Source organism: Chamaesiphon sp. VAR_48_metabat_135_sub (assembly GCF_031418915.1).
Classification (GTDB): domain Bacteria; phylum Cyanobacteriota; class Cyanobacteriia; order Cyanobacteriales; family Chamaesiphonaceae; genus Chamaesiphon.
In genome coordinates this window covers 1-24761 of the sequence record NZ_JANOJV010000038.1, presented here as the reverse complement: position 1 = coordinate 24761, position 24761 = coordinate 1, and the positions used below count along the sequence as shown (strand labels likewise).

Genomic DNA, 24761 nt, shown 5'->3' with positions numbered 1-24761 from the left:
ATAAAAGTAATAACATCTGCCAAGAAATACGGAAACTGTCATTATCCTGGTGTAGATAGGAATATACAGAGATTCATGGGGGATCTATTAATATGCGGCAGATAAAATTTAGTTTATTATTACTTACAACAATTTTGGCAACTAGCTTGTCGATTTATGCAGACCCAGCATCAGCGGAACAAGCACCAGTACAACTCGATCTACTTGGTGCTGGCGTACAACTTTTTACCAATTTGATCAACGGCAATCCGGCTCAAACTGCGGCTGATGCTGAAGTACGCAAGGCTGAAATTGCGGCCAAGGCTGAGGTAGAAAAAGAAAGAATGCGGATTGAAGCCAACAAAAGCACGGATACTCTCACTCCCGTCCTCAATAAATGGGGTGTCGCGAAGATTCCTTGTGGAGCTGGTGTTGTAGTGATTAATATCGGTACCGATACTGTCTGTATCCAACCCGATGGCAAAACACCATCAGGTTACTATACCTTTGACAGTGCGAAGCAGAAACTAGTCCGCAGCAGCAATATTGCCCAGAGTAGCACTAGTACTCATAGTAGTAGCACCTCCAACACTAATACCACCGTTCAGACAGTTCAAACAACTCAGAAGAACGATAATCCAAGATTTAAGATAAATCAAACGACTAAAATAACAGGTTCCGGTCAAAATAGCGGATTCTAATCGGTTCGATCCCCCAAATATCTCCAATCTTTATAATCAATTGAGAACTACTAAAATGAAACTAATAATTGTTACCCAACTCTTACTCGCCTGCTTGATGCCATCAACTATGTTGCTAATTCCACAATCAGCACAAGCCCAAATACCAGAGATCGAAGACACCGATGAACCTGTTCCATCAGCCCAAAAAAATGGCGGTGAGGTAATTACGGCATCTGCATCAAGTCTCAAAGTTAGTTGCCAAGATTCCAAAACTGTTGTCCAAAAAGGCGAGCGACAAGCAGTGATGGTGACATGGAGTTATGATGGTTTTAAAGGGTTTAATGCTGAAAAACGCTGCCAAATAGTATCAGAACGTCTTCAGCAGGCTGCAAATACAAATGGTGGTACTTTTAAGGATTTAGAGCTGGCTAGCGGAACAGTTAACTCAAAACCAGTCATCTGTGCTCTACAATCTAATGGCAAGAGATGCAATAAAGATAATATTTTATTTACACTCAAACCAGAAAATGCGCGCAATCCTGAAGCTGTAATTCAAAAAATATTTGGTTTTGCAAAAGATGGTAGTAGCGATCTAAATGAAAGTGCTAGTTCCAAACCAAAAACTGATATGAGTTTGGGTAAATGGGAACAGCAAGCTTTTGCTCAATCTGGAAAATCTTCGGTCGTCAAAACTCCCACTCCACAGACAAATATCAAGGCAAAACCAGCTTCCTCTGGTGGTTTTTAGGATAACTCAAGTATCTTGCTAATGCATATTTACTAATGATGTGAGGGGAAAGGGTTAAGGGGTAAAGGATGGATTGCTCGTTTAGTTTCTTTCCCCCTTTATCCTTTATTCCCACTGAAACGATCGATTATAGTTTAAGATGGCTATCCCATTTACTCGTGCCCTAGGCAGATCGAGTTCGCGATTAACCCTCATGAATAGCTATAAATTTACTTATTCCATCTATCAGCGTCCATTTCGACAACCACTGAAAACCAGTCATGGCGTGTGGGAAGTTAGAGCAGGGATAATTATTCAACTTACAGACGATCTGGGCAGATGTCACCCAGGAGAAATTGCACCGATACCGTGGTTTGGTTCGGAATCGATCGAGCAAGCGAGCGATTGGTGTCAACAAATTGGCGATAATATTACTGCCAGTGAGATCGATCGAATCCCCGACGATCTACCCGCCTGTCAATTTGGTTTTGGTAGTGCTTTAATGGCTGTTAATCTTCCTCCAGCTAACACGATTTTACCTAATCTAGATATTAGTGCGCTATTGCCTTCAGGTGCCGATGCCATCGCTCGATTTCCAGCTTTATATACTCAAGGATATTCTACCTTCAAATGGAAGATTGGAGTACTGCCGATCGACCAGGAAATGGCAATCTGGAAACAATTTATGACGACTTTACCTGTCGATGCAAAACTCCGGCTCGATGCTAATGGGGGTTTAACTTATGCAGAAGCCGAGCAATGGTTAAAAATTTGTAGCCAGGAAGCACGAATCGAGTTTCTCGAACAACCTTTAGCTGTAGATTCGATCGAACAGATGCAAGAATTAGCTGGACTATATGATACCCCGATCGCGCTCGATGAATCTGTCGCTACATTCAATCGAATCCAAGCTGCTTATACCCAAGGTTGGCGGGGTATTTATGTGATCAAACCTGGGATTGCTGGATTTCCGTGGCGATTGGCTGAATTTATTACTCAATATCAGCTTGACGTTGTTTTTTCATCGGTGATGGAAACTAGTGTCGGGAGAGATGCTGCTTTTCAACTAGCATCGAGATTGAATTTACGTCGCAGCATGGGTTTTGGAATAGATGAGTGGTTTGGAGATCCTGAAAATTCTGAGGGAAAATCAAAGTATAAAGATTTAGCTAGATATCTGTGAACAGTCGTTAGCCCTAATCTGTCTGCCAACGAGATAATTCGCAACGTCTCACCCTAAAGCTAAGTGTAAATGTTAGAATCTATAGCCATAGCTAGGGGTGCCCGAAATTAGTAAGGCTGAGAACATACCCTTGGCACCTGAGACTGGGTAATGCCAGCGGAGGGAAGCTGTTTATGATAGGAACTCAAAAGTTATGCGTAGTGAATGGATTGCCAAGCGTAGTGGACAAGAGAATGTTTCTCAGATGCACTATGCACGTAAGGGCGTAGAAACCGAAGAAATGCACTATGTCGCCAAGCGCGAGAATCTCCCCGTGGATCTAATCCGCTCGGAAGTCGCTCGCGGGCGGATGATTATCCCTGCAAATACCAATCATCCCAACTTAGAGCCAATGGCGATCGGGATTGCTTCTCGATGTAAAGTAAATGCTAACATCGGCGCGTCCCCCAACTCTTCTAACATGCAAGAAGAAGTTGATAAACTGATTTTAGCAGTCAAATACGGTGCCGATACCGTCATGGATCTCTCCACTGGTGGTGGTAACTTAGATGAGATTCGGATGGAAATCATCAAAAATTCCACCGTTCCCATCGGCACCGTACCAATTTATCAAGCCTTAGAAAGCGTCCACGGTAGCGTCGAAAATCTCACCCCCGATGATTTCTTACACATCATCGAAAAACATGCCCAGCAAGGTGTTGACTACCAAACCATCCACGCTGGCATTTTAATCGAACATTTACCTCTAGTTCGCAATCGGATTACCGGAATCGTCTCCCGTGGTGGTGGTATCCTCGCTCGTTGGATGCTCCACTACCACAAGCAAAACCCCCTCTACACCCACTTCGACGACATCATCGAAATCTTCAAAAAATGCGATGTGTCCTTCAGCTTAGGCGATTCCCTCCGCCCTGGTTGTACCCACGATGCGTCAGATGAAGCCCAACTAGCCGAACTCAAAACCCTCGGCAACCTCACTCGCCGCGCTTGGGAACATGACATCCAAGTGATGGTAGAAGGCCCTGGACACGTCCCAATGGATCAGATTGAGTTCAACGTCAAAAAACAGATGGAAGAGTGCTCAGAGGCTCCTTTCTATGTCTTAGGGCCACTGGTAACTGACATCGCGCCTGGTTACGACCATATCACCTCCGCGATTGGCGCGGCAATGGCTGGCTGGTATGGTACCGCCATGCTTTGCTACGTGACTCCCAAAGAACATCTAGGTTTACCTAATGCTGAAGATGTTCGCAATGGTCTGATTGCCTACAAAATTGCCGCTCACGCTGCGGATATCGCCCGTCACCGTCCAGGTGCTCGCGATCGAGATGATGAGCTATCTACGGCTCGTTATAACTTCGATTGGAATCGTCAGTTTGAACTCTCCCTCGATCCCGAACGGGCGAAGGAATATCACGACGAAACTCTTCCCGCAGATATCTACAAAACTGCCGAGTTCTGTTCGATGTGTGGCCCTAAATTCTGCCCAATGCAAACTAAAGTAGATGCTGAGGCATTGACTGAGTTAGAGAAGTTCTTAGCTAAAGAAAAAGAACCTTCTAGCATCGGTTAATTTAGTTTTAAGTAATGCTATATCCCCGACTTCTTTAAGAAGTTGGGGATACTTTTGCACGCAAATAACTTGTAGAAGCTGGTTTATGCTAAAGATTTTATATTGATGAATAACTTTTAAACAAACCTGCCCACCCCATTAATGATTCCCGAATGGTTATTCATCCGTGAATTACTAAGCACGATCTATTGTTTTTGCTAAAGTTGGGCAGTTTTTTCTGTGAATATGAAGGAGATCGATTATTCCTGACGGGGTTGGGCGGGTTTGTTGAAAAGTTATCAATAATAGCAAGTATTTCCAGCATAAACCCGCCCCTACAGATTGTGTATAATTTAAGGCGATCGAATCAGGTTTTAATGACAAATTATGAGGGATGAATGCTATGATTTACTCAGACAATTGCATCTTCAAACCTAGTCATCCCTGGCGGTAGGTGGAGGATCTGAATATGTGCCGTGGGAGGACAAGTCATGTCGATCGACATCATCGGTTCTCTGCTATCTAAGATTAACTAAACTAGTAAAATCGAGTCTGGTAGTAATTCTAATATCCTACCAGATTAAAATTTAACTCTACTTGGCTCGACTACTTTCACAATCTTATCGAGTGGTTGTTTTCGCTGTTTTCCCGAAAATACGTTAACTTGATAAGCGATCGCATTGGTAATATCTAAGGCTGTCAACCAGCCACTTTTCCGGTGATAAGCACCTGTCTCAATATTAATCCACCCTGGTCCTTGCGCAATTTCACCAGGACGAACACCTGGTAGTGTAAACGTAATTGTATGCCCAGTGATAATTACTTTATCGGCAAAATAGGGAAATTGATTGCTCAAAAACTTTTCTCTAATCCAGCAAAATTGTTCGTTACTTTGACGATCGAGAGAGAGAAATGGATCGACTCCAGCATGGACTAAAAATACATCGCCTAGGTCTAAATAAGATGGCAAACTAGCAAACCAATCAAGATCGTCTTGGGGAATTCCGGCATCACCATAACTCTCCAGCGTTGTGTCACCGCCAGATGGCAACCAATGGCGAAAGGATATCTCATCAATATTTCCATTGTTGAAGGATGTTAATAACATCACTTCATGATTGCCCATCAAGCAGGGATAATTATGTTCGCGAATCCATTTGACTACCTCTGCACTTTTGGGGCCGCGATCGATTACATCTCCAAGAAAATATACTCCATCTTCAGTGGAAACCCTACAAAAATCAATCAGTTGAAGCAAGCCATCATAATGACCGTGAACATCTCCAATTGCGATCTGACGGGGTTTATTGCTGCTCTTTTTTTGAAATAAATTAAACATAGAGTGGTAGGTGCTGAATGATGTCAGTCAGTTAGAGACTGATAGATCAGCCTTATGGATAGTATGCACACTATTTAGGTGACTAGATAGTGTTCGTCGGACTAAGGCGAGCTAAGAATTCTTACCTTTTAGCGATTGAGACCGATTCCTTATTATCACTTAATTCCTCGATCGAATAACTGAATCTAGTTTTTAGCTAACTGTTGAGGGAGAAGCGGGGAGCTGGGAGGGGCTGGGTGAAAATGTTTGATACCCCACCTCCCTGGCATCCCACCCGATCTGTACGACTTATTTTAATTCTATCTGTGAGGATCGATGCTCTGTTGGCGTAACTACACCAACGGGAAATAGTTGTTTCCGCCAGTTTTCCACCCACTCAGGATGGAAAAAAGCGATGAAGATTGCGGCAGCAGCTAGGAAACCAATTGTTGTCGTCAGGACAAGAAATAAATTAATGACTCTGCTGAGTTTAAATTTGGGATCTGGATCTGATGCGGATTTATCCTTTCTATCGCCTTGAAACGAGCGGGTGGCGATTAGTTGACTGTTGCTATTTGAGGCTGTTGGAGATACCTGGCAAGACATCAGCACCAGGGAGATATTATCATCACCATTTCGATCGTGAGCTAAAGCGAGCCAAGATTGAACGGCTTCGGAGAGGGGAATATCGCTATTGAGGATCGGCTCGGCGTAATCTTGCCAGGAACTTTCAACCAGATGACGATCGCTCAAACCATCGGAACAGAGTAATAAGATCCCATCTTCGATCGCCATAAACCGCTGAATGGTAGGTTGCATCATCTCTCCAGACTTCATCCCCAAGGCTTGAGTCAGGGCAGTTGCATCGGGACGACTGGCACTATGCCAGTAGACATCTCGACCTTGTTTGACCTCCCGAGTGGCGATATCATCATCGATCGTGAGTAATTTACATTGCTGAGGGGTAATCCAGTAAGCACGACTATCGCCAACATGAGCGATATAAATTTCATGGGAATTACCAACACCAGTCCGAGTCTCAATCTGCTGATTGACTTGGATTGCCATCACCATTGTCGTTCCCATTCGTTGAGTATTCGATCGACCTTGGCTTTGATTTTGGACGGTAATTGTATTATTGACCACTCGGACGATCGCCGCAATCGCTTTACAGATCTGAGCGGGAGCTACGAGTTCCTGACTACTAATCAAATCTTCAAATAGTGTTTGGGTTTGGATTTTAAGTAGTTTGACAGCTAGCTGGCTGGCAACTTCACCCCCATCATGTCCTGCGATGCCATCACAAATAATCGCAATTTTCCCGCCGGTGGTGTCGTGCGCCAGTTCTAATGGCGTTGGATAATAAGAATCCTCATTATGTTTGTGAGCAACTCCAGCATCCGTACCGCCGGCAATTTGCCATCTCAAGGGTAGTTGGGCGGCTTGTTCGAGGACGATGTTGTTTAGTGCTCTGGAAACATCCCGCAAGGAGGCTTTCTCCGCCTGCATTTTCAGAAATATGTTGTCTAACCGATCGGCGATCTCTGGTGCGGCTCCAGGGAGCATTTCGAGCCAGAATGAGGCAATTTTGGCAAGTGTGACTTTATTGCCGCTCGTGAGATCGGGAATTAACTCGCACAGCCGCAAACACCAGCCATCAACCCGCAGATTGTCCATTACCATCAAGCTGGATAACACGCCTGTTCCTGCTAGAGGTGCCCAAAGATCGATCGCTTGCCACAGCCAATATGCTTGATTTAGCGGTGTTGCTGTACTCCATGCGTCGATTAAACTGGGCAGTAATTTACCTTCACTATCGATCGGCACATTGTCTAGCAGGGGAATTTCGATCGTTTCACCCGATCGATCGATCGAGCAAAAGCCGTATAGTTGGGGGAGATGGAGTTTGTATCGATCGAGATGAGCGTAAGCTAAAGCTTGCAAGGGCAGCGGAAATATTACCTGTGGAGGTTCTTGGGGCTTAGTATCCAGCCACAATTGGGGCGAGATCGCCTGGTATCTGTCTTCAACCAACTTGCCAGAGGGAGTCCAATTTGCTTGCCGCTCGGCAGCCCAGAGATAGCGCGATATCAGTGGTGGGGCAGTAGTCGTCATAATTTCTGAAATCGGGGTTGCAAATGTATCCAGATAATTATGCTGTATTACTAACGCAAAATTATCGTTACTAATTCTGTAGTGTACGCTAGAAGTTCAGCATTTAGAGATCTATCATTTATTTCTATTCCATGATACTTATTTATCAGATTTTGAAGGGTGGGGGAGTGGGGATATAGGGGAGGACATTGGGGTGTTTCTTACTCCGTCACTCCCCAACTCCCCACTCCTCAAATCGAGGGCACTGTAAAATGAAACCGACTCCCGCAATCTTTACCCGCAGATTCTGCCCAAATTTCCCCACCCCAACCATTCACAATTTGCCGACAAATCGCTAATCCTAAGCCAGTTCCCCCCGTAGTCCGCCGGAGCGAACCTTCAGCTTGATAGAAACGTTCAAATACCATTTGGAGCAATTCGGGAGCAATGCCGCGTCCGGTATCGGTGACGATAACTTCGAGCATCGATTCGATCTTGGATGCTTCGATGCCGATCCGATCTTTCCCTGTGGTAAATTTACAGGCATTATCCAGCAGCTTAGTGAGGACTTCCACCAACCATTCCCCATCGGCGCGGACAAAGGGGAGATTGGAGGGGATATTAACAGTGATTTTTGGTAAATCTCGATCGTAGCGACGGGTATTTAAACCACTGAGCGCGAGATCGATACATTCTTCGAGGGAAAGTGGTTCGGGATGCCATTGAATCCGCCCGCTTTCGAGCTGGGAGAGGGTGAGAAAGTCTTGCACGAGTTTCCGCATCCGTTCGGCATCGCCGAGGGCGGTATTGAGCATTACCTGGCGCAGTTCGAGGGACATATCTGGCTCGGTGGCGAGACTTTCCAGACAGACTTGGATCGTAGATAGGGGTGTTCTGAGTTCGTGTCCGGTAATGGCGACTAAATTGGCACGGGTGCGATCGAGTGCTTCGAGTTGCTCGTTGAGATATTCTAGATTAGTGTAAGATTCTGCCTGAATTAGGGTGCTACCGATTTGGGTGGCGATCGCTTCAACCAGGGTAATCGTATCGTGAGACCACGGTAAGGGTGATGGTTGATGCTGATGCAGTTCGATCGTCCCCAAGATGCGATCTTGGTGGAGGACTGGGACGATTAGCCAGTCAGTAATTCCCAGCTTGGTCAGGGTGCGCTGCCATGTTTTAGTAATATTAACTTCGGCTAGAGATGTGGATTCATGGGTGTTGACCACCGCTTTAAAGATTGGGTTGTCGGCTAGATTCCAAGCTTGTCCGAGTAAGGAGTTCATGCCTGAATCAGCTAAATATTCATGGGCGATGGTGACAGTACGTTCGTCTTTGCGGTACTGATGAATTAAACACCGACTAACTCCAGTTGCTTTACCTAGCTCTTGTCCGGCAACATGGAGGATATCCGCCGAATTAAGCGATCGTCGAATCGCGCCAGTGATCGAATTGACTAACCGTTCCCGTTCTTCTTTTTCTTCGATCGAGCGGTAAGCCTTGAGTAGTTTATATTGCCGTGCTTGTAAATATGTCACCAGCCGCTGTACGAAGGCATCAGCACTGGCGGAATGGTCGTGAGGGATAGTTGGGACGGCGACCAGGTATTCTTGCTTCGCCTGGAGGATTTTAGCCGCTAGTTCCGGTCGATAACATTGAATCCGATCGAGTAGAATGTGGGCGGCGGTAATAGTTACCTGTCGATCGAATGTCCAGATCCCCTCAAACCGTCGGGATGGATCGATCTCGGGCAAAACTGGGACTTCAGAAGGTGGGACAATTTTTTCCCGACAAATCAGACAGGCTGCTGACTGTGTACCAATAGCGATCAAATGCCATTCATTCGTCAGGGCATCAGTGTTACCAAATGGCACCAGTTCGTACTCTTGAACGAGATCGCTAAATTCTGTATCTGGCGCAGCCAGGACATAAACTTGGTCGCTAATTTCTCCCAACCGACGATAGCGATGAGCTTCTTGACGATAAAACTTTTCTTGCTGAAAACTGGCAATCAGTAACGGGCGATCTGTACCTGCTAATACCCGATCTTCCATTGCATGAGATAAGGCAGTGAGGGAAGATTTAAAGTACAAGTGCGATCTCAGTTGGGGCACTTGCCGCAGTAACTCGCTTAAAATCGATCCTTGATTGCTCATTATTGTCTATCCTTCTCCCCTAGGGCTGCGGCAGGGTGGGTCGGCGATCGTCACTGTCAACTACACTAGCTGAAGTCGAGACAATGGGATCTGGGGTTTATCGATTTCTATATTACAGAAAAAATAGGTTAAATAGTTGCTGGATCGGGTTTTCGCGGCAATAGCTTCACTATTATTTACTATGGGGACTGGGTATGGGGGTGTTGGGGTGTGCATCACTCAACCTCAATGTGACATAGGGTATCCTGTCTGTGCCTGTACCCATTTTGCACTAATATATCTTTGCTAGCACAGATCGATATCAATTGAATACTTTTCACTGATAATTTCCTAGTGAAAGTAAGATTTTTTAAATTATCTTCAGGCTGCGTCTCAATTAAAATTGCTTGATTGCGATCGGAAATTGCGATCGCACATATTGTCTCAATCTGCGTTTTTTTATCAATACTTATTTCGTTAATGCCAGGATCGATGACCTCAGAACTAGTCAAGGTGACATTCTACACGCCTAAGGAACCACGAGTCACACCGATTTGACTGCTTAGTTTGAGGCTTTTCCACAGTTCACTACCGCTAATTTGACCGCCTAATAATTGTTGATAATAACCGATCGTCTGACTGACTGTTTCGGGTGATTCATTTACGAATTCAATGCGGAAATTGTAGACACCTAATTCGACTAAACGGTGGATATATTCAGCCCCAGTTTGAGCGACACCATTGAATACGGTATTTCGACAGCCAGCATCGGCTTGTAAGATGTGTTCTGTGCCGACTCGATCTCTTAATTTGACTTGATGCTCGTCGCAGGGACGACCGCAATTGGTATAATCGGTGCCTTCGGATAAGAAGCTACAAAAGACGCAGTGTTCCATATGGAACATCGGCATGTGTTGGTGAATTGTCACCTCAAACCAATCGCGGGGACAACTGCGGATCAGGGCGGTTAATTGGTCGATGTTCAGGTCGTAAGAGGCGGTGAGGCGGTCTAAAGTATAGTTTTGGTAGAAATAGTCGGCAGTGAGGGGATTGGCGATGTTGAGGGCAAAATCAGCCACACAGCGTTCATTTTTAAAAACCTCTAGGTGGTCGTAATTGCGGATTAAATAACCGTCGGCATCACTCGATCGAACTTGTTCTAAGATCCAATTTTCGCCTGGTTTGGTAATTCGCGGTGGTGCGACAAATATTTGGGGTGGATTAGATTTAGACTGTTTGGCGGCGCGGACTAATTGGACTGCTTCGCGATATTTACGCGGATCTTCTAGTTCGCAATAGATAACAGAAATACCCGACTCGATCGCGGCGGGTATTTGGTCTAGTTTACGGACTAAAATAATTAGTTGGGGTGGATTGGTATATGCCTGACTGACGGCGGGGAGGAGATCTGTTAGTTTATTAGTTGGCGATAGTTGCCAAGATTTTGGTTGACTGCGGGCATTGGTTAATTTAGTTACTAATTCGCGGCGGATCTGGTTGAGTGCGCTGACGGGTAACATCAGATCGCCGACTAAATTACTGGTGAGATTTTCCAGGCAAAATGGGGTATTTCCTAATCGTCCTAATTGAGCGATTAGCTTGTCGGTAGTTAGCGGTTGATTTTGGGCGGGGACTAATAATATTTCTGATTCTACCTGCACCACATGTCCCATTTCATCGCGGGCGATCGCGATTAATGGTTGGTTAACTTCTCCATGTATTTCTAGATCGAGCGATCGTTGGAATTTGGGCACGTCTCCGGCATAAGTTTGACGAACTTGTTTATCCAATTCTGGATCGCTGGTTTTCCAAATTTTATCGCCGATATATACCTGTCGAAAGTTTACCATGCCTCGACCAAAAGTCAGCATTACTTCTGACTGTAGATCGCCACTTTTAAATACTTCATAAACTCGTCCACCTTCTTCCCGCTCGTCAGGATGTCCGCAATCGAATACGATGCCGTCACCTGCTTTGATTGGGGAGATTGGACTAATTGTAATTGCTTCTCGATCGGGATAAACTCGTGTAACTTCGCCTAAATATACGCCCCGCTTTTTGCCAAATCTGCCATGTACTAGAGCTTGATTATTAATCCCTTCAAACCAGCCCGTATACAGCCCCCGCGAAAATGCCATTTCCAAGTCATATAAGTCTTTTTCTGGCTCGACTGAAATGCCTAAATCTTTCGCAATTCGATCCAAAGCCGATCGATATACTTTCGTCACACTTGCCACATATTCCGGTGTCTTGAGTCGCCCTTCAATCTTGAGACAACTCACCCCAGTTTTCACTAGTTCTGGCAATACATTCAATCCCGCCAAATCTTGAGGACTGAGTAAGTATTTGCGATCGCCCAAATGATACACTTCATCATCAACAATCAGATCGTAAGGCATCCGACAAGCTTGGGCACATTCGCCGCGATTTGCCGATCGACCACCCAAAGATTCACTCGTTAAACATTGCCCCGAATAGGCAACACACAACGCGCCATGCACGAATACTTCCAACGGAATAGATATCTGGCGATCTCCTAATTGTGCCTGAATCTTGTCGATTTCCTTCATCGAACATTCCCGCGCCAACACAACTAAATTGCACCCCAATTCATGGGCAAATTCTACCCCTGCCGCACTCGTCACCGTCATTTGTGTCGAGGCATGAATTGGGAAATCTGGCGATAAATGTCGAATTAATTTACACAGCCCCACATCCTGAACGATCGCCGCATCCACACCAGCTAAAATAATGCTGCGCAGATATTGCTCCGCCACAGGCAATTCCTGCGGAAATACCAAAGTATTGAACGTCACGTATCCTTTCACACCCCGCTGATGCAACCATGCCATCAGCTCTGGCAAATCTGCCTCTGTAAAGTTCTCCGCCCGCATTCTGGCATTAAACCGCTCCAGCCCAAAATAGATGGCATCTGCGCCATTCTCGATCGCGGCTTTGGCGCATTCCCAATTTCCCGCTGGTGCGAGTAGCAAGGGGCGATGGGTGCGGGTTAATGGGAGTGTGGGTGTTGGCATTTTTAGGGAAAAAATCTAGTCCCCTGTATTCTATACTTTACACGGTCATAATTTGAGGTTGGGTTTTAGGTTTTAGGTTTTGGGTTTTAGACATTAGGGAGATTATCGCTCGTTCGTGTTTTTGGTAAAAGCGCAAGCTTTGCCCGTGCAAAGTATAGCTTGACTTTTCGATCGATCGAGGCTATCAATATCAACCATCACAACCACCATCTCCACCCCCACTATCGCCGCAATCTCCAAAGTCACTGTCAAAGCTACCATAATAGCCGATCGAATCTGCCCCACCATTATTGTCAAAGTGGTAAATTCCACGGTGAGATCCTCGCTTTGCAAATTTGACAGCACCAATAAGCATATAAATAAACCCAAAACCTGCTGCGCTAAAGACGATAATTATCGGTAAATTAGAGTTCATAAAATTATTTCAAACTTATCACTTTACTTTCATCAATTGTAGATTAAGAAATATCTCCAGGGCATTTGCTATTTGGATTTGCACTCGAATCGATGTCGATTGCACTAATACTTTTTCCCTCATGATGTTTGAGCGCGGTATACTTACTCAAACCCACTCGCTGAGAGCGATAAATTCCGGCATGTCCAGAACAGAGATAACTAACAATGCAAGCAATCCCCGCATAGCTACCAGTGGGAGAGCCGAATAATTCGATCGCCATTAATGTCGAAGTGAGGGGTGTATTCGCAGCTCCAGCGAATACTGCGACAAATCCCATTCCGGCTAATAATGGGGCTGGTAATATCGTTAGTGGTGCAATTGCATTACCCAAGGTTGCGCCAATATAGAACAGTGGCGTGACTTCACCACCTTTGAATCCAGAGCCTAAACTTAGTGCGGTAAATCCAATTTTGGCGGCAAAATCCCAGGGGGGAAGTTGAGTATGAAAGGCACTAACGATCGAGGGAATACCTACTCCGATATACTTAGTCGTACCGATTACTTGAATCGCGATCGAGACTAAAATACCACCGATAAAAGGACGTAAGGGTGGATAACTAATTTTTGCTTTAAAGTAAGCACTAATTTGGTGTGTTAGGGTGGCAAACAACCGCGCTGTCAGCCCGAAAATTGCTCCCGCGACGATTGCTGTCAGCAGTCCCCAGATCGTCAATGCTGGGACGATCTGGATTTGATATACTTGATGGTGCAACCCCCATGCTAGCGTGATTCGATCGCCTACAATTGCCGCGATCGCACAGGGAAATAATCCATCGTAGTGAACCTTCCCAAACGCCAACACTTCCAGCCCGAATAACATTCCAGCTAAAGGCGTACCAAATACTGAAGCAAATCCACCGCTAATCCCTGCCATCAGCACGATCCGCCGATCTTTGCCATGTAGCCTAAACATATGCGTCAATCGTTGGCGTAGCCGCTCTGAAAGAGCATCGGCTAAAGACGCACCCATTTGTACCGCCGTACCTTCTCGCCCTACAGACGCACCAAACAAATGGGAAATCGTCGTCCCCAATAATACCAGAGGTGCCATCCTCAAGGGAATTACGGTTCGTGGATCGTGAATTTCTTCGAGCAGGAGATTATTTCCGGCTTCGACATTCTTACCCCAGTAATGATAAATCAGCCCACTCAGTAGCCCCGCAAAGGGTAACATCAGCAGCATCCACTGATGAGATTCTCGCCAGTCTGTTGCCCAGTCTAAGCTAGCTAGGAGAGCTGCTGATGACGTTCCGGTGAGGATACCGATGATACACCCGATCGAGAGCCATTTTGCTAGATAGAGAATGGCTTGCACTTTGCCAAAATATAGATTGAATCTACTAGAAACGATCGTAAGTTACTGGATATCGGGAATAATTACGATAGCCACGCGGTAACATAGAGATCGATATGTTTCGATCTGAACATTACCATAAGATCGATAGCCATCGATCCATCGAACATTTACAATCTACACCTGTCTCTCGCCCATCAAACACTCAGTCAAAATCTCATCCCAATAATTTTCAGTTTAGGAGTATTAAGTCAGAATGCAATCACGCGCAGTCAGGGAAGGTTCGGTTGGATTGATGCTCATCGCGGGATTAGGAGTGTTTGGGGCGATCTTCTTGTGGCTGAGGGGATTAGCTCCAGGTACTGAGTCTTACAATATTATCGCTCGATTTGCCCAAGCACCAGGAATTCAGCCTGGGGGCGTTGTGAGGTTTCGCGGAATTCGGGTTGGGAAAATTGCCAAAATCGAAGCTGGTGTGAATGGGGTAGAAGTGGTGATGCAAATGGACGATCCCAATTTGACAATCCCGAAAGATGTGGCGGTAGAAGTCAGTCAAACTGGACTAATTGGCGAACCGATCGTCGAAATTACTCCACGTAGCACAGTGGCGATTAATACTAATTCACTAGCTAAAGCATTGGATAGTAAGTGCGATAAAACAGTGATTCTTTGCAATAACGCCAGGGTGGACGGACAAATTGGTGCAAGTTTTAATGAGTTGTTGCGGCGAGCGACGAAATTGGTGGAGTTATATAATAACCCTGAAGTGCTAAAAAATATTAATAGTACGCTGATTAAGGCTGGAACAGCCGCCGAAGATATTTCTAAACTGAGCAAAAGTCTCGATCGGCTCAGTGGTGATTTTTCTAAGTTACCTAAAACGGTAGAATCTGGTTTAAATAATTTGTCAGCTAAAGCAAATGTTCTAACAGTATCACTCGATCGAACTAGTACTAAAATTGGTAAAACTGCTGACAAATTTAGTACTACTGCCGCAGAATTAAATTCGACGGCGGCTGAATACAAGAAGTTAGCAACATCAGTCAATGGATTGGTTACAGAGAATCGTAAAACTTTTTCGTCTTCTTTAAATAACTTCGAGAAACTTAGTGTCGATCTGCGAAAAACTGTTAACGGACTAAATCCTTCGATCTCTAAACTCAATTCTACTGTATCGAAATTAAATTCCGACAAATTAGTCAAAGATTTAGAGGGGACATTAAGTAATGCCAATCAAACTTCGGCTAATCTTAAAAATATCACAACCAACTTAAACGATCCGAAGACTTTATTGATGTTACAGCAAACATTAGATTCTGCTCGATCGACATTTAAGAATACCGAAAAAATTACAGCCGATCTAGATGAACTGACCGGAAATGCTGAATTTAGAGCTAATGTGCGCAATCTAGTTAATGGCTTGGGAAAATTAGTTTCTTCCGCCGAACAGTTGGAACAGCAAGCGAAGCTAGCTCAATCGATCGAACCATTAGGCAAATCGCTAGGCAATATTAGTAAATTACCAACACAAAATCCCCCAACAGTGAATCCCGCAAAAAGTTCGATCGATCCAAATTACGATCGAGTCAATGATAGTAATGAGAAATCATCATTTACGCCGAAATATCAATTTAAAGTCAATTCTCATTCCAGCAGCCTTTCCACTGGTGCATCGATTAATCTCCCCGATCTCGACAACAACCTTCAACCGATTCCAGCATTAACTCCGCTAAAAACACCTAAATGGCTAGTGACGCGCTGATTTCTGTATGTTAAGGTTGGGTTCTGGGGCGATCTGATAAAATCTAGCGCATTAGTTATTTAACAGATAGAGCCACTGCTGCTGCTTTAAATTATCTTCACAAACATGGATAGATCTCGATCGAAATTTAGGAGCTATGGCTGGTTATTAATGTTAGTAGGACTATCAGTAGCAGCTTGCAGCTCTCCATCAAATATTGTTACTCAATCCCCGATACCCCAGCCATTATCTACCTTATCACCCCAACAACCTACCCCACCACCAGTTCAACAAAATGATGGGGAAGTATATCAACAAGCTCTGACAAAAGCTGATGCAGCCAATGCGATCGGTCAATCTGCTTTATCTAAAGATGATTGGTTGCTAGTCGCGCACAACTTGCAAGACTCAGTTGAGATGCTCAAGTCGATCGTCCCAACTAGTTCCCAATTTATTTTAGCGGCTAAAGTACTACCTAAATACGAGAGAGAACTAGAAGTTGCCAGAGAAAAATCTGCTAGCTTTGTAAGTAAACCATCCAAAAATCCGGTTGTTTCCAGTCAAATAGCTAGTACACCTCCTTCGGACACTTTTATCATTCCCATTACCCAAAAGCTAGGTGGAGTACCAGTAATTGAAGTTACTTTTAATGATAATTACAAAGCGGCAATGCTACTAGACACTGGAGCTAGTCACACTTTAATCACTCAATCTACAGCCGATAGACTCAAACTGGAAACACGCGGTACTTCTCAAGCCAAAACAGCTAATGGGACGGCGACTTTTCAAGTGAGCAGAATTGACAAAATTAAATTTGGCGATGGTGAAACTAAAAATGTCCGCGTCGCGATCGGTCAAAAAGATCTTCCCTATGGATTATTAGGTCATGATGTTTATGATGGCTACGATATTACTATTAAAGAAAGTGCGATCGAGTTTCACAAACGTTAATCTAGAGGGTAGAGGGTAGGGAATAGTGGATAGGTGGAAGTTTCAACTTTCAACTTTTAACTGCTTTGCAATAACCAAATACCACTATTAGTAATTCCAGAATCGTCGGGAGTTATTAACAGAAAATGCAAACCATGTACGAGCCGTTTGCGTGCTTCATAAAGTCTCGCCGCTTGACTGACTTCTGAGTCGTTAAATGTTAGCATCACCCATCGATCTGCTAAACCTGCATCCAAAACTAAACCACCAGGATCGTCACCCAAATAATTGAGACTGACAGGCTCCGTTTCGGCAATCCACCGCGCTAACCGCATCGATTGTCTGCCCCCATAGATAATTACGCCAGGAATAGCTACATTCGCGCCTAGACCCCAATGCGGTGGTAATAAATAGTCTGGCATCGAGACGATCGGGATCGGTCGATCGGCAAAATCTGCTACTAATTGTCGGGCTGTTAATGTCACAAATTGCCATTTATCGCCAACTAAATAGTCAGGGATAGGTAATGGTGGTGGCGACTCGATCGATAGTGGTTGATAATTAGGATTACCATAGCTCTGCGCCTGTTGCTGCAATAATTTTTTCAACGCGATCGTCCGCCGCGTCGCCACAACTTCAATCCCTAATTTTCCGCCAGCAGTCTGAATTAAGCCCAAACTTTGCGGGCGAAAAACTTCAATTAATTCGGGTGGTTTATCTGTAGCAACTAATTCGATCTCTGTAGCAATCCAGTCGGAATTAACCTGTTTTTGCGAACAAATAGCCATGTGATACCAACCCCCATTTGCATCACAAATAACCAGTTCCCAGAGCGTTTCGCCCTGTTCATTTTGTTGCGGACGACTAGAAATATCTGCTTGCCAAATAGTCATGGGGGCGATTGGAGATTGGAGAGTTTGCCATAGCATGTCGCCCCTTGTAGATTTAGAATATCTAGAAGGAGCATCCCAACAGATTATCCCAAATCTACAGACCAATAATACTTATGATCGATCGAGATCTGCCCGTAGCTGTGGTAGCCAGCGAAGTTGCACCACGAGTAAAACCATCAAACTATCCAGAGCCATTCGCATCGCGCATGGTAGGTAGAGAAAAACGCGCTCTGGGCGATTTGTTTGGCTTGGCAAATTTTGGGGTGAATCTGACAAGGCTTGCACCTGGTGCTGAGTCAGCATTGCGACACGCTCATATCCAGCAAGATGAATTTATCTATATTCTACAAGGTCATCCGGTGTTAATTACCGATGCTGGCACAACCCAACTAGCACCAGGGATGTGTGCGGGATTTAAAGCTGGAAATGGCAATGGACATCAGTTAGTTAATCGTACCAGTGAAGAAGTAGTTTATCTGGAAGTTGGAGATCGTAGTATCGACGATGCGGGTACATATCCCGACGACGATCTTCAAGCACTCTTTGTCGATGGCAAATGGCAGTTTACCCACAAAGATGGTTCGCCATATTAGACTAGGCATTCGATCGCTAACAGCGGTAAACTAAACGTTGTTAAGAAGCCTCATCATTGCAATACCCAGCATGGACATCACCTGGCGATCGGTTAAAACCTATACTGATATTCTCTATCATAAAGCCGATGGCATCGCCAAAGTGACCATCAATCGTCCCGAAAAGCGAAATGCTTTCCGTCCGCAGACAGTATTTGAGATGTACGATGCTTTTTGCGATGCGCGGGAAGATACCAGTATTGGCGTGGTGTTGCTGACGGGTGCAGGCCCCCATACAGATGGTAAATATGCTTTCTGTTCTGGTGGCGATCAATCCGTGCGCGGACATGGGGGTTATAAAGGCGCAGACGGGATTCCGCGCTTGAATGTATTAGATCTCCAAAGATTGATTCGATCGATGCCCAAGGCGGTAATAGCCCTCGTGGGTGGCTATGCGATCGGGGGTGGTCATGTTTTACACTTAATTTGCGATCTGACTATTGCGGCTGATAATGCGATCTTCGGACAGACTGGGCCGAAAGTCGGTAGTTTCGATGGTGGTTTTGGGGCGAGTTATTTAGCACGAATTGTCGGACAAAAGAAAGCGCGAGAAATCTGGTATCTCTGCCGTCAATACGACGCTCAAGCAGCTTTAGATATGGGTTTGGTAAATTGTGTGGTACCGATCGACAGATTGGAGGCGGAAGGGATAGAATGGGCACAAGAGATTTTAGCCAAAAGTCCGATCGCCATTCGCTGTCTCAAAGCCGCGCTCAATGCTGATTGTGATGGACAAGCTGGCTTGCAGGAATTGGCTGGTAATGCGACTTTACTCTACTACATGACTGAGGAAGGTGCTGAGGGTAAGCAAGCATTCCTAGAAAAGCGACAGCCCAATTTCCGTCAATATCCTTGGTTGCCATAATGGATTATGGCACTTTCCAGTAATATGCAGTACGTTAAGTTGGGAAAGGGGGGAGCGGGGAGCGGGGGGCGGGGTAAAGACTGTACTTCACAATTTAGCAAAGTGCTGTAAACCCACCTCTTGAGATCGACTTCCAGACTACTGACTTAGTAAATTATCAATAATTATTGCGAATAATTAAATTATTTTGAGAAGGTTCGAGACGTTATAATAGTTTTGCTGATTGGTTTGTGACTGTTTTGGTATTGTTTCTAGATATTAAGTTAAATTTTTACAAAGGTCGTGTTTTAAGTCCGATTTGTTTGCGACAATCTAAACAGAATCGACCGACAGACAAAGATTAAGGCAAATAAATATGAAATTAGCTTATTGGATGTACGCTGCTCCCGCTCACATTGGGACTTTGCGCGTCGCGACTTCTTTTAAAAATGTTCATGCGATCATGCACGCCCCGATCGGCGATGATTATTTTAATGTGATGCGATCGATGCTATCGCGGGAGCGGGATTTTACACCAGTAACGACTAGTGTAGTCGATCGACATGTGCTCTCTCGCGGTTCTCAGGAGAAGGTGGTTGATAATATTACGCGCAAGGATGCGGAGGAGCATCCAGATCTGATCGTGCTTACGCCGACTTGTACGTCGAGTATTTTGCAAGAGGATTTGGCGAACTTTGTCCAACGTGCTGCGCTAGAAGCTAAGGCGGATGTATTGCTGGCAGATGTCAATCATTATCGCTTCAATGAGATGCAGGCTGCCGATCGTACTCTACAACAGATCGTTCAATTTTATATCGAGAAGGGTCGGAAGAAGGGTGATTTAGTCACTCAGAAGACAGAGAAACCTTCGGTAAATATCATCGGAATTTCTACCCTGGCTTTCCACAATAATCATGACTGTACCGAACTCAAGAAGTTGATGGGTGAGTTGGGAATTACGGTAAATGCGATTATTCCTGAAGGTGCGACAGTATCCGAACTCAAAAGTCTCCCCCAAGCCTGGTTTAACCTGGCTCCCTACCGCGAATTAGGGCCGATGACCACAGATTACCTCGCAGCGGAATTCGGGATGCCCTGCGTCGATATTACCCCGATGGGCGTTGTCGAAACAGCGCGGTGCATTCGCAAGATTCAAACGATCCTGAATGCGGGTGGTGCGGATGTAAATTATGAAGACTTTATCAACGAGCAAACTATCCATGTATCCCAGGCTGCATGGTTCTCACGTTCGATCGATTGTCAGAATTTAACTGGCAAGAAAGCGGTAGTATATGGTGATGCCACCCACGCAGCGGCGATTACCAAAATTCTCACGCGGGAAATGGGGATTCATGTGGTTTGGGCGGGTACTTTCTGCAAGCCAGATGAAGAGTGGTTCCGTAAGGAAGTTGAGGGCTACTGTGATGAAGTAATTATTTCAGACGATCATGGCTTAATTGGCGATCGAATCGCTCAAAGTGAGCCTTCGGCAATTTTTGGAACGCAAATGGAACGCCATGTCGGTAAACGATTGAATATTCCTACGGGCGTAATTTCCGCACCAATTCACGTTCAGAACTTCCCCATTGGTTATAAACCATTTTTGGGTTATGAAGGTACGAATCAAGTTGTAGATTTAATCTACAATTCCTTCACATTGGGCATGGAAGATCACCTATTAGAAATCTTCGGCGGACACGATACTAAGGAAGTAATTACTAAAGGTATTTCTGCTGATTCTGACTTAGGTTGGAATAAAGAAGCCCAAGCCGAACTTAATAAGGTGCCTGGATTTGTACGTGGTAAAGTCAAACGAAATACCGAGAAATTCGCACGCGATCGTGGTCAGGATATAATTACTTTAGAAGTAATGTATGCAGCGAAAGAAGCCGTTGGTGCATAGCATACAGTAGCAAATATCATTTAAAATGTAGGGGCAATTCATGAATTGCCCCTACATTTTAATGAGTTCAGTAAAAATCATTTCAATTTAAAGCTATGACACTAACTCAACGTTTGCAGACAGTCGATCGACTATCTCATCAAGACAAACAATGAATCGACTTTGGGGATATTTAATCATTGAGGAATTGGTACGAAATGGTATCGACTATTTTGTCATTTCACCTGGTTCTCGATCGACACCATTAACTGCTACAGTAGCTCAACATCCACAAGCACAAAAGATCGTCTGTTTAGATGAACGTGCTGCGGCTTTTCATGCACTGGGATATGCACGCGCTACGGGAAATCCAGCGGTGTTAATTTGTACATCTGGCTCGGCGGCGGCGAATTATTTGCCTGCTGTGATTGAAGCTGCGATCGATCATATTCCGCTCATTATTTTATCAGCCGATCGACCGCCAGAATTACGCCAGACGGGGGCAAATCAGACGATCGATCAGGTCAATTTGTATGGATCTTATCCAAAGTGGCAATTCGATTTACCTTGCCCTACATGGGAAATTGACGCTAATTTGGTGTTGACGACGATCGATCTAGCGGTATCGAAATCCCGACAAGCTCCTGGCGGAGTGGTGCATCTCAATTGTATGTTTCGGGAACCATTTGGATCGACGAATGCACCTGTAGACATGCCTTCGCGTTTGGGTAGGTGGAATGACAGTCGATTCTCCGGAGGAGAGGCTCCGCCAACGCCTTATACTCGTTATGCGAGTAAACTAACAGTCCCCACTCCTGACGAAATTAATTCGCTCGTTGAAATCATCCAATCTAATGGGAAAGGGATGTTGGTCGTCGGACAGTTAAAATCTACCACAGAAATTGAGGCAGTAATCGAATTAGCAGCGCGATTAAATTGGGCGGTATTTGCTGATATTCAGTCAGGTTTGAGACTGCGCCAAGATTTACCGAACTTAATTCATTACTTCGATCTATTATTACTAACCGATATATCTGTAGAATTAAAGCAGATTAACAAGATCGTTCAAATCGGCACGAGAATTGTGTCATCACGGTGGTTAAAGTGGATCGATAAATATCCACCCCAAAATTATATTGTCATCCTCAATGATGGCGAACGTCACGATCCCAATCATTTAGTCTCGCTCAGAATTGAGTCTGACATCGCCTATATCTGTCAGCAGTTATCGGCACAATTGCCTCAACTTCTAGTATCGACATGGGTGCAAAAAATCAGATCGGCTTCAGATAGAATCAGCGTTACAGCCGCAAAATTTTTAAAAACCACCAAATTAACTGAGCCGCTCATTGCTCGAACTATTTCCGAACTCATCCCTCATCAACATGGGTTGTGGGTATCAAATAGTATGCCGATTCGCGATCTAGATATGTATGGTATTGGTGCGATTGAAGGAGAAAGTCAAACATCACCGCTCCGAATTGGAGCGAATCGAGGCACCAGTGGGATTGAGGGTGCGATTGCGGCGGCGACTGGATTTGCAGTAGGTTTACAGGCTCCAGTGACAGCGATTGTCGGAGATTTATCGAGTTTACATGACTTAAATTCCTTTGCACTATTGCAGCGCAACGTCCAGCCAGTTATTGTCGTGATTATTAATAATGATGGTGGGGGAATATTTTCCTTTTTACCGATCGCCAAATCCACCGAAATATTCGATACTTATTTTGGTACCCCTCATGGTGTAAATTTTTCCCATGCGGCGGCGATGTTCGAGTTAGATTATTATCATCCTCAAACTGCTGATGAATTGATTCGTGACTATACCAAAGCATTAGTCAATCGACGCAGTGCGATAATTGAAGTTACAATCGATCGAGCTGAGAATTTACAGATCCATCAGGCACTCGATCGACTGTTTAGCAACACAGATAATCATGTAAGTTGATAGTTACTATTTGCGAGGAAAACGCCCGCAACTATTGGTACGATCGAGGAGTATAAACCCAGCTACTCCCGTCGGCGCGGGGAATCAGTCGCGTTTGACTCGAACCGATTAAAATTACTGTTCGCATATCCGCCGACTCCGGTTCGAGTTCGCCTAGAGTAGTTACGCGTACCTCCTGTCCAGATCTGCCCAGATTGCGGGCGAGAATGACTGGGGTGGTACTCGATCGAGACTTGAGGAGGATTTCCTTAGCTGCGGTCAATTGCCAGCTCCGGTGGCTAGAAATGGGGTTGTAGAAAGCGATCGCCAAATCGGCTTCAGCAGCAGATGCGATCCTGTGGGCGACAACTTCCCAGGGTTTGAGAATATCGGAGAGGGAAATCGCACAGAAATCATGTCCGAGGGGCGCACCGATAGCGGCGGCGGCGGCTTGCATTGCCGAAATACCTGGGGCGATGTGCAGATCGATGGTTTGCCACTCTGGTTTGGCTTCTTTGTCGAGTACTTCTAATACCGCTGCAGCCATTGCAAATATCCCTGGATCGCCGGAGGAGACGACAACGACATTTCTACCACCAGCGGCTAAATCTAATGCTAATCTGGATCGATCGAGTTCGACCCGATTATCCGATCCGTGGCATTCTTTCCCCACACTCAAATCTTTAACTAAGTTTAAATAGGTGTGATAGCCGACTAAATCTGTTGCAGCCAAGATTGTATCCCGCACTTCAGGTGACATCCACTGCTTGGAACCTGGACCAGTTCCGACTACAGTTAGTTTACCCTGGGCTTGTCCGATCGAGGTTGGATCGATCGGCTGTGTCGCGCTGAGGATAGTTATGTAGGGGCGTGGGGGTGTGGGGGTGTTGGGGTGTTGGGGTGTGGGAGCTGTTGAGTTTGTGTCGCTGCTAATTACTGTTAAATTTTGCTGCCATTCTGCTGATTCAACGAAGCGAATTGGTAGATTCAAACTGGTGCCGATGGCAGCGATTGCAGCTCCTGCGGGTGTTTTGGGGATAGCAATACAGGCTACCGCAGCTAGGGCGAGATTGGCGGTGGCGAGTCGATCGAGGATTACTTCGATCCACCCCGTGACATTAAATTGTGAGGGTTCAGTCACCAGCAAGACTAGGCTGGCAGGATGATAGACTAGTCGCTCTGGACTGCCAGAAATTGCTTGTGTGGTGACTGAGATCGTGCGTTTTCCATCAGCAACAAAGGGAAGATCGCTCGCCGTTAACCACGGTGCTTCACCATCTAAACTCACACTTACACCCGCAATTAAGTCGGCGATAAAAGCTTTGACATGTTCGCGATTAGCCAAGCGATAGCCTGCGGGAGGATCGGGAAGAACGGTATTAAACTGGATTTTACCTGTTGTGGTAATCGCTGGATGCACATTTAACACCGTTGCAATTTGCTCGGCGAGATCGT

At 45.2% G+C, this 24761-nt stretch carries 18 protein-coding genes and 1 riboswitch; of the genes, 10 read left to right on the top strand and 8 right to left on the bottom strand.

What is annotated here, in order from left to right:
- Positions 1-92 precede the first annotated feature (92 nt).
- The 4 genes from RMO55_RS02630 to thiC all read left to right on the top strand — a co-directional run bounded on the left by RMO55_RS02630 (position 93) and on the right by thiC (position 4145).
- Positions 93-680, top strand: coding sequence for a hypothetical protein (locus RMO55_RS02630; protein WP_310423066.1), 588 nt, complete (start codon positions 93-95; stop codon positions 678-680).
- 55 nt (positions 681-735) lie between these two features.
- Positions 736-1410, top strand: coding sequence for a COP23 domain-containing protein (locus RMO55_RS02625; RefSeq protein WP_310423063.1), 675 nt, complete (start codon positions 736-738; stop codon positions 1408-1410).
- A 193-nt stretch (positions 1411-1603) separates the two neighbouring features.
- Positions 1604-2572: an o-succinylbenzoate synthase gene (locus RMO55_RS02620; RefSeq protein WP_310423060.1), complete on the top strand. Its 969-nt coding sequence runs from the start codon at positions 1604-1606 to the stop codon at positions 2570-2572.
- An 83-nt stretch (positions 2573-2655) separates the two neighbouring features.
- Positions 2656-2754, top strand: a riboswitch (TPP riboswitch).
- A gap of 11 nt (positions 2755-2765) precedes the next feature.
- Entirely contained in the window at positions 2766-4145 is a 1380-nt protein-coding gene (gene thiC, locus RMO55_RS02615) for a phosphomethylpyrimidine synthase (RefSeq protein WP_310423057.1), read from the top strand.
- 559 nt (positions 4146-4704) lie between these two features.
- Here thiC and RMO55_RS02610 read toward each other — a convergent pair.
- The 6 genes from RMO55_RS02610 to RMO55_RS02585 all read right to left on the bottom strand — a co-directional run bounded on the left by RMO55_RS02610 (position 4705) and on the right by RMO55_RS02585 (position 14478).
- Positions 4705-5463, bottom strand: a complete 759-nt coding sequence (locus tag RMO55_RS02610) for a metallophosphoesterase family protein (protein ID WP_310423054.1) — start codon at positions 5461-5463, stop codon at positions 4705-4707.
- A 288-nt stretch (positions 5464-5751) separates the two neighbouring features.
- Complete coding sequence (locus RMO55_RS02605; RefSeq protein WP_310423051.1) at positions 5752-7557, bottom strand: protein phosphatase 2C domain-containing protein; 1806 nt, start codon at positions 7555-7557, stop codon at positions 5752-5754.
- 230 nt (positions 7558-7787) lie between these two features.
- Complete coding sequence (locus tag RMO55_RS02600) at positions 7788-9692, bottom strand: DICT sensory domain-containing protein (protein ID WP_310423049.1); 1905 nt, start codon at positions 9690-9692, stop codon at positions 7788-7790.
- A 500-nt stretch (positions 9693-10192) separates the two neighbouring features.
- Positions 10193-12706 (bottom strand): DUF3656 domain-containing protein, encoded by a 2514-nt coding sequence (locus tag RMO55_RS02595; RefSeq protein WP_310423046.1) that lies wholly within the window; start codon positions 12704-12706, stop codon positions 10193-10195.
- 190 nt (positions 12707-12896) lie between these two features.
- Positions 12897-13121, bottom strand: coding sequence for a hypothetical protein (locus tag RMO55_RS02590; protein WP_310423043.1), 225 nt, complete (start codon positions 13119-13121; stop codon positions 12897-12899).
- A gap of 43 nt (positions 13122-13164) precedes the next feature.
- Positions 13165-14478, bottom strand: a complete 1314-nt coding sequence (locus tag RMO55_RS02585) for a voltage-gated chloride channel family protein (RefSeq protein WP_310423040.1) — start codon at positions 14476-14478, stop codon at positions 13165-13167.
- A gap of 235 nt (positions 14479-14713) precedes the next feature.
- Here RMO55_RS02585 and RMO55_RS02580 point away from each other — a divergent pair, with 235 nt between their 5' ends.
- Entirely contained in the window at positions 14714-16219 is a 1506-nt protein-coding gene (locus RMO55_RS02580) for an MlaD family protein (protein ID WP_310423037.1), read from the top strand.
- A gap of 105 nt (positions 16220-16324) precedes the next feature.
- Positions 16325-17149 (top strand): retropepsin-like aspartic protease, encoded by an 825-nt coding sequence (locus tag RMO55_RS02575; protein ID WP_310423034.1) that lies wholly within the window; start codon positions 16325-16327, stop codon positions 17147-17149.
- Positions 17150-17205: 56 nt separating this feature from the next.
- On the opposite strand, the gene RMO55_RS02570 is transcribed toward RMO55_RS02575, so the two are convergent.
- A complete protein-coding gene (locus tag RMO55_RS02570; RefSeq protein ID WP_310423031.1) occupies positions 17206-18057 on the bottom strand; it encodes a Tab2/Atab2 family RNA-binding protein in 852 nt (283 codons plus the stop codon).
- A 77-nt stretch (positions 18058-18134) separates the two neighbouring features.
- On the opposite strand from RMO55_RS02570, the gene RMO55_RS02565 reads away from it, so the two are divergent.
- The 4 genes from RMO55_RS02565 (at position 18135) to menD (ending at position 23327) form a co-directional block, all read left to right on the top strand.
- Positions 18135-18614 carry a cupin domain-containing protein gene (locus RMO55_RS02565; RefSeq protein WP_310423027.1) on the top strand — a complete coding sequence of 160 codons (480 nt, stop codon included), beginning with the start codon at positions 18135-18137 and terminating at the stop codon, positions 18612-18614.
- A gap of 70 nt (positions 18615-18684) precedes the next feature.
- Positions 18685-19518 carry a 1,4-dihydroxy-2-naphthoyl-CoA synthase gene (gene menB / locus RMO55_RS02560; protein WP_310423024.1) on the top strand — a complete coding sequence of 278 codons (834 nt, stop codon included), beginning with the start codon at positions 18685-18687 and terminating at the stop codon, positions 19516-19518.
- A gap of 355 nt (positions 19519-19873) precedes the next feature.
- Entirely contained in the window at positions 19874-21400 is a 1527-nt protein-coding gene (bchB, locus tag RMO55_RS02555) for a ferredoxin:protochlorophyllide reductase (ATP-dependent) subunit B (RefSeq protein ID WP_310423021.1), read from the top strand.
- A 151-nt stretch (positions 21401-21551) separates the two neighbouring features.
- Complete coding sequence (gene menD, locus RMO55_RS02550; protein WP_310423017.1) at positions 21552-23327, top strand: 2-succinyl-5-enolpyruvyl-6-hydroxy-3-cyclohexene-1-carboxylic-acid synthase; 1776 nt, start codon at positions 21552-21554, stop codon at positions 23325-23327.
- A gap of 31 nt (positions 23328-23358) precedes the next feature.
- Here menD and cobJ read toward each other — a convergent pair.
- The coding region (cobJ, locus tag RMO55_RS02545; protein ID WP_310423014.1) for a precorrin-3B C(17)-methyltransferase at positions 23359-24761 on the bottom strand (1403 nt) is incomplete at its 5' end.

Coding starts and splice junctions, on each gene's coding strand:
- RMO55_RS02630 (WP_310423066.1), top strand. CDS start 93: ATGCGGCAGATAAAATTTAGTTTATTATTACTTACAACAATTTTGGCA.
- RMO55_RS02625 (WP_310423063.1), top strand. CDS start 736: ATGAAACTAATAATTGTTACCCAACTCTTACTCGCCTGCTTGATGCCA.
- RMO55_RS02620 (WP_310423060.1), top strand. CDS start 1,604: ATGAATAGCTATAAATTTACTTATTCCATCTATCAGCGTCCATTTCGA.
- thiC (WP_310423057.1), top strand. CDS start 2,766: ATGCGTAGTGAATGGATTGCCAAGCGTAGTGGACAAGAGAATGTTTCT.
- RMO55_RS02610 (WP_310423054.1), bottom strand. CDS start 5,463: ATGTTTAATTTATTTCAAAAAAAGAGCAGCAATAAACCCCGTCAGATC.
- RMO55_RS02605 (WP_310423051.1), bottom strand. CDS start 7,557: ATGACGACTACTGCCCCACCACTGATATCGCGCTATCTCTGGGCTGCC.
- RMO55_RS02600 (WP_310423049.1), bottom strand. CDS start 9,692: ATGAGCAATCAAGGATCGATTTTAAGCGAGTTACTGCGGCAAGTGCCC.
- RMO55_RS02595 (WP_310423046.1), bottom strand. CDS start 12,706: ATGCCAACACCCACACTCCCATTAACCCGCACCCATCGCCCCTTGCTA.
- RMO55_RS02590 (WP_310423043.1), bottom strand. CDS start 13,121: ATGAACTCTAATTTACCGATAATTATCGTCTTTAGCGCAGCAGGTTTT.
- RMO55_RS02580 (WP_310423037.1), top strand. CDS start 14,714: ATGCAATCACGCGCAGTCAGGGAAGGTTCGGTTGGATTGATGCTCATC.
- RMO55_RS02575 (WP_310423034.1), top strand. CDS start 16,325: ATGGATAGATCTCGATCGAAATTTAGGAGCTATGGCTGGTTATTAATG.
- RMO55_RS02570 (WP_310423031.1), bottom strand. CDS start 18,057: ATGCTATGGCAAACTCTCCAATCTCCAATCGCCCCCATGACTATTTGG.
- RMO55_RS02565 (WP_310423027.1), top strand. CDS start 18,135: ATGATCGATCGAGATCTGCCCGTAGCTGTGGTAGCCAGCGAAGTTGCA.
- menB (WP_310423024.1), top strand. CDS start 18,685: ATGGACATCACCTGGCGATCGGTTAAAACCTATACTGATATTCTCTAT.
- bchB (WP_310423021.1), top strand. CDS start 19,874: ATGAAATTAGCTTATTGGATGTACGCTGCTCCCGCTCACATTGGGACT.
- menD (WP_310423017.1), top strand. CDS start 21,552: ATGAATCGACTTTGGGGATATTTAATCATTGAGGAATTGGTACGAAAT.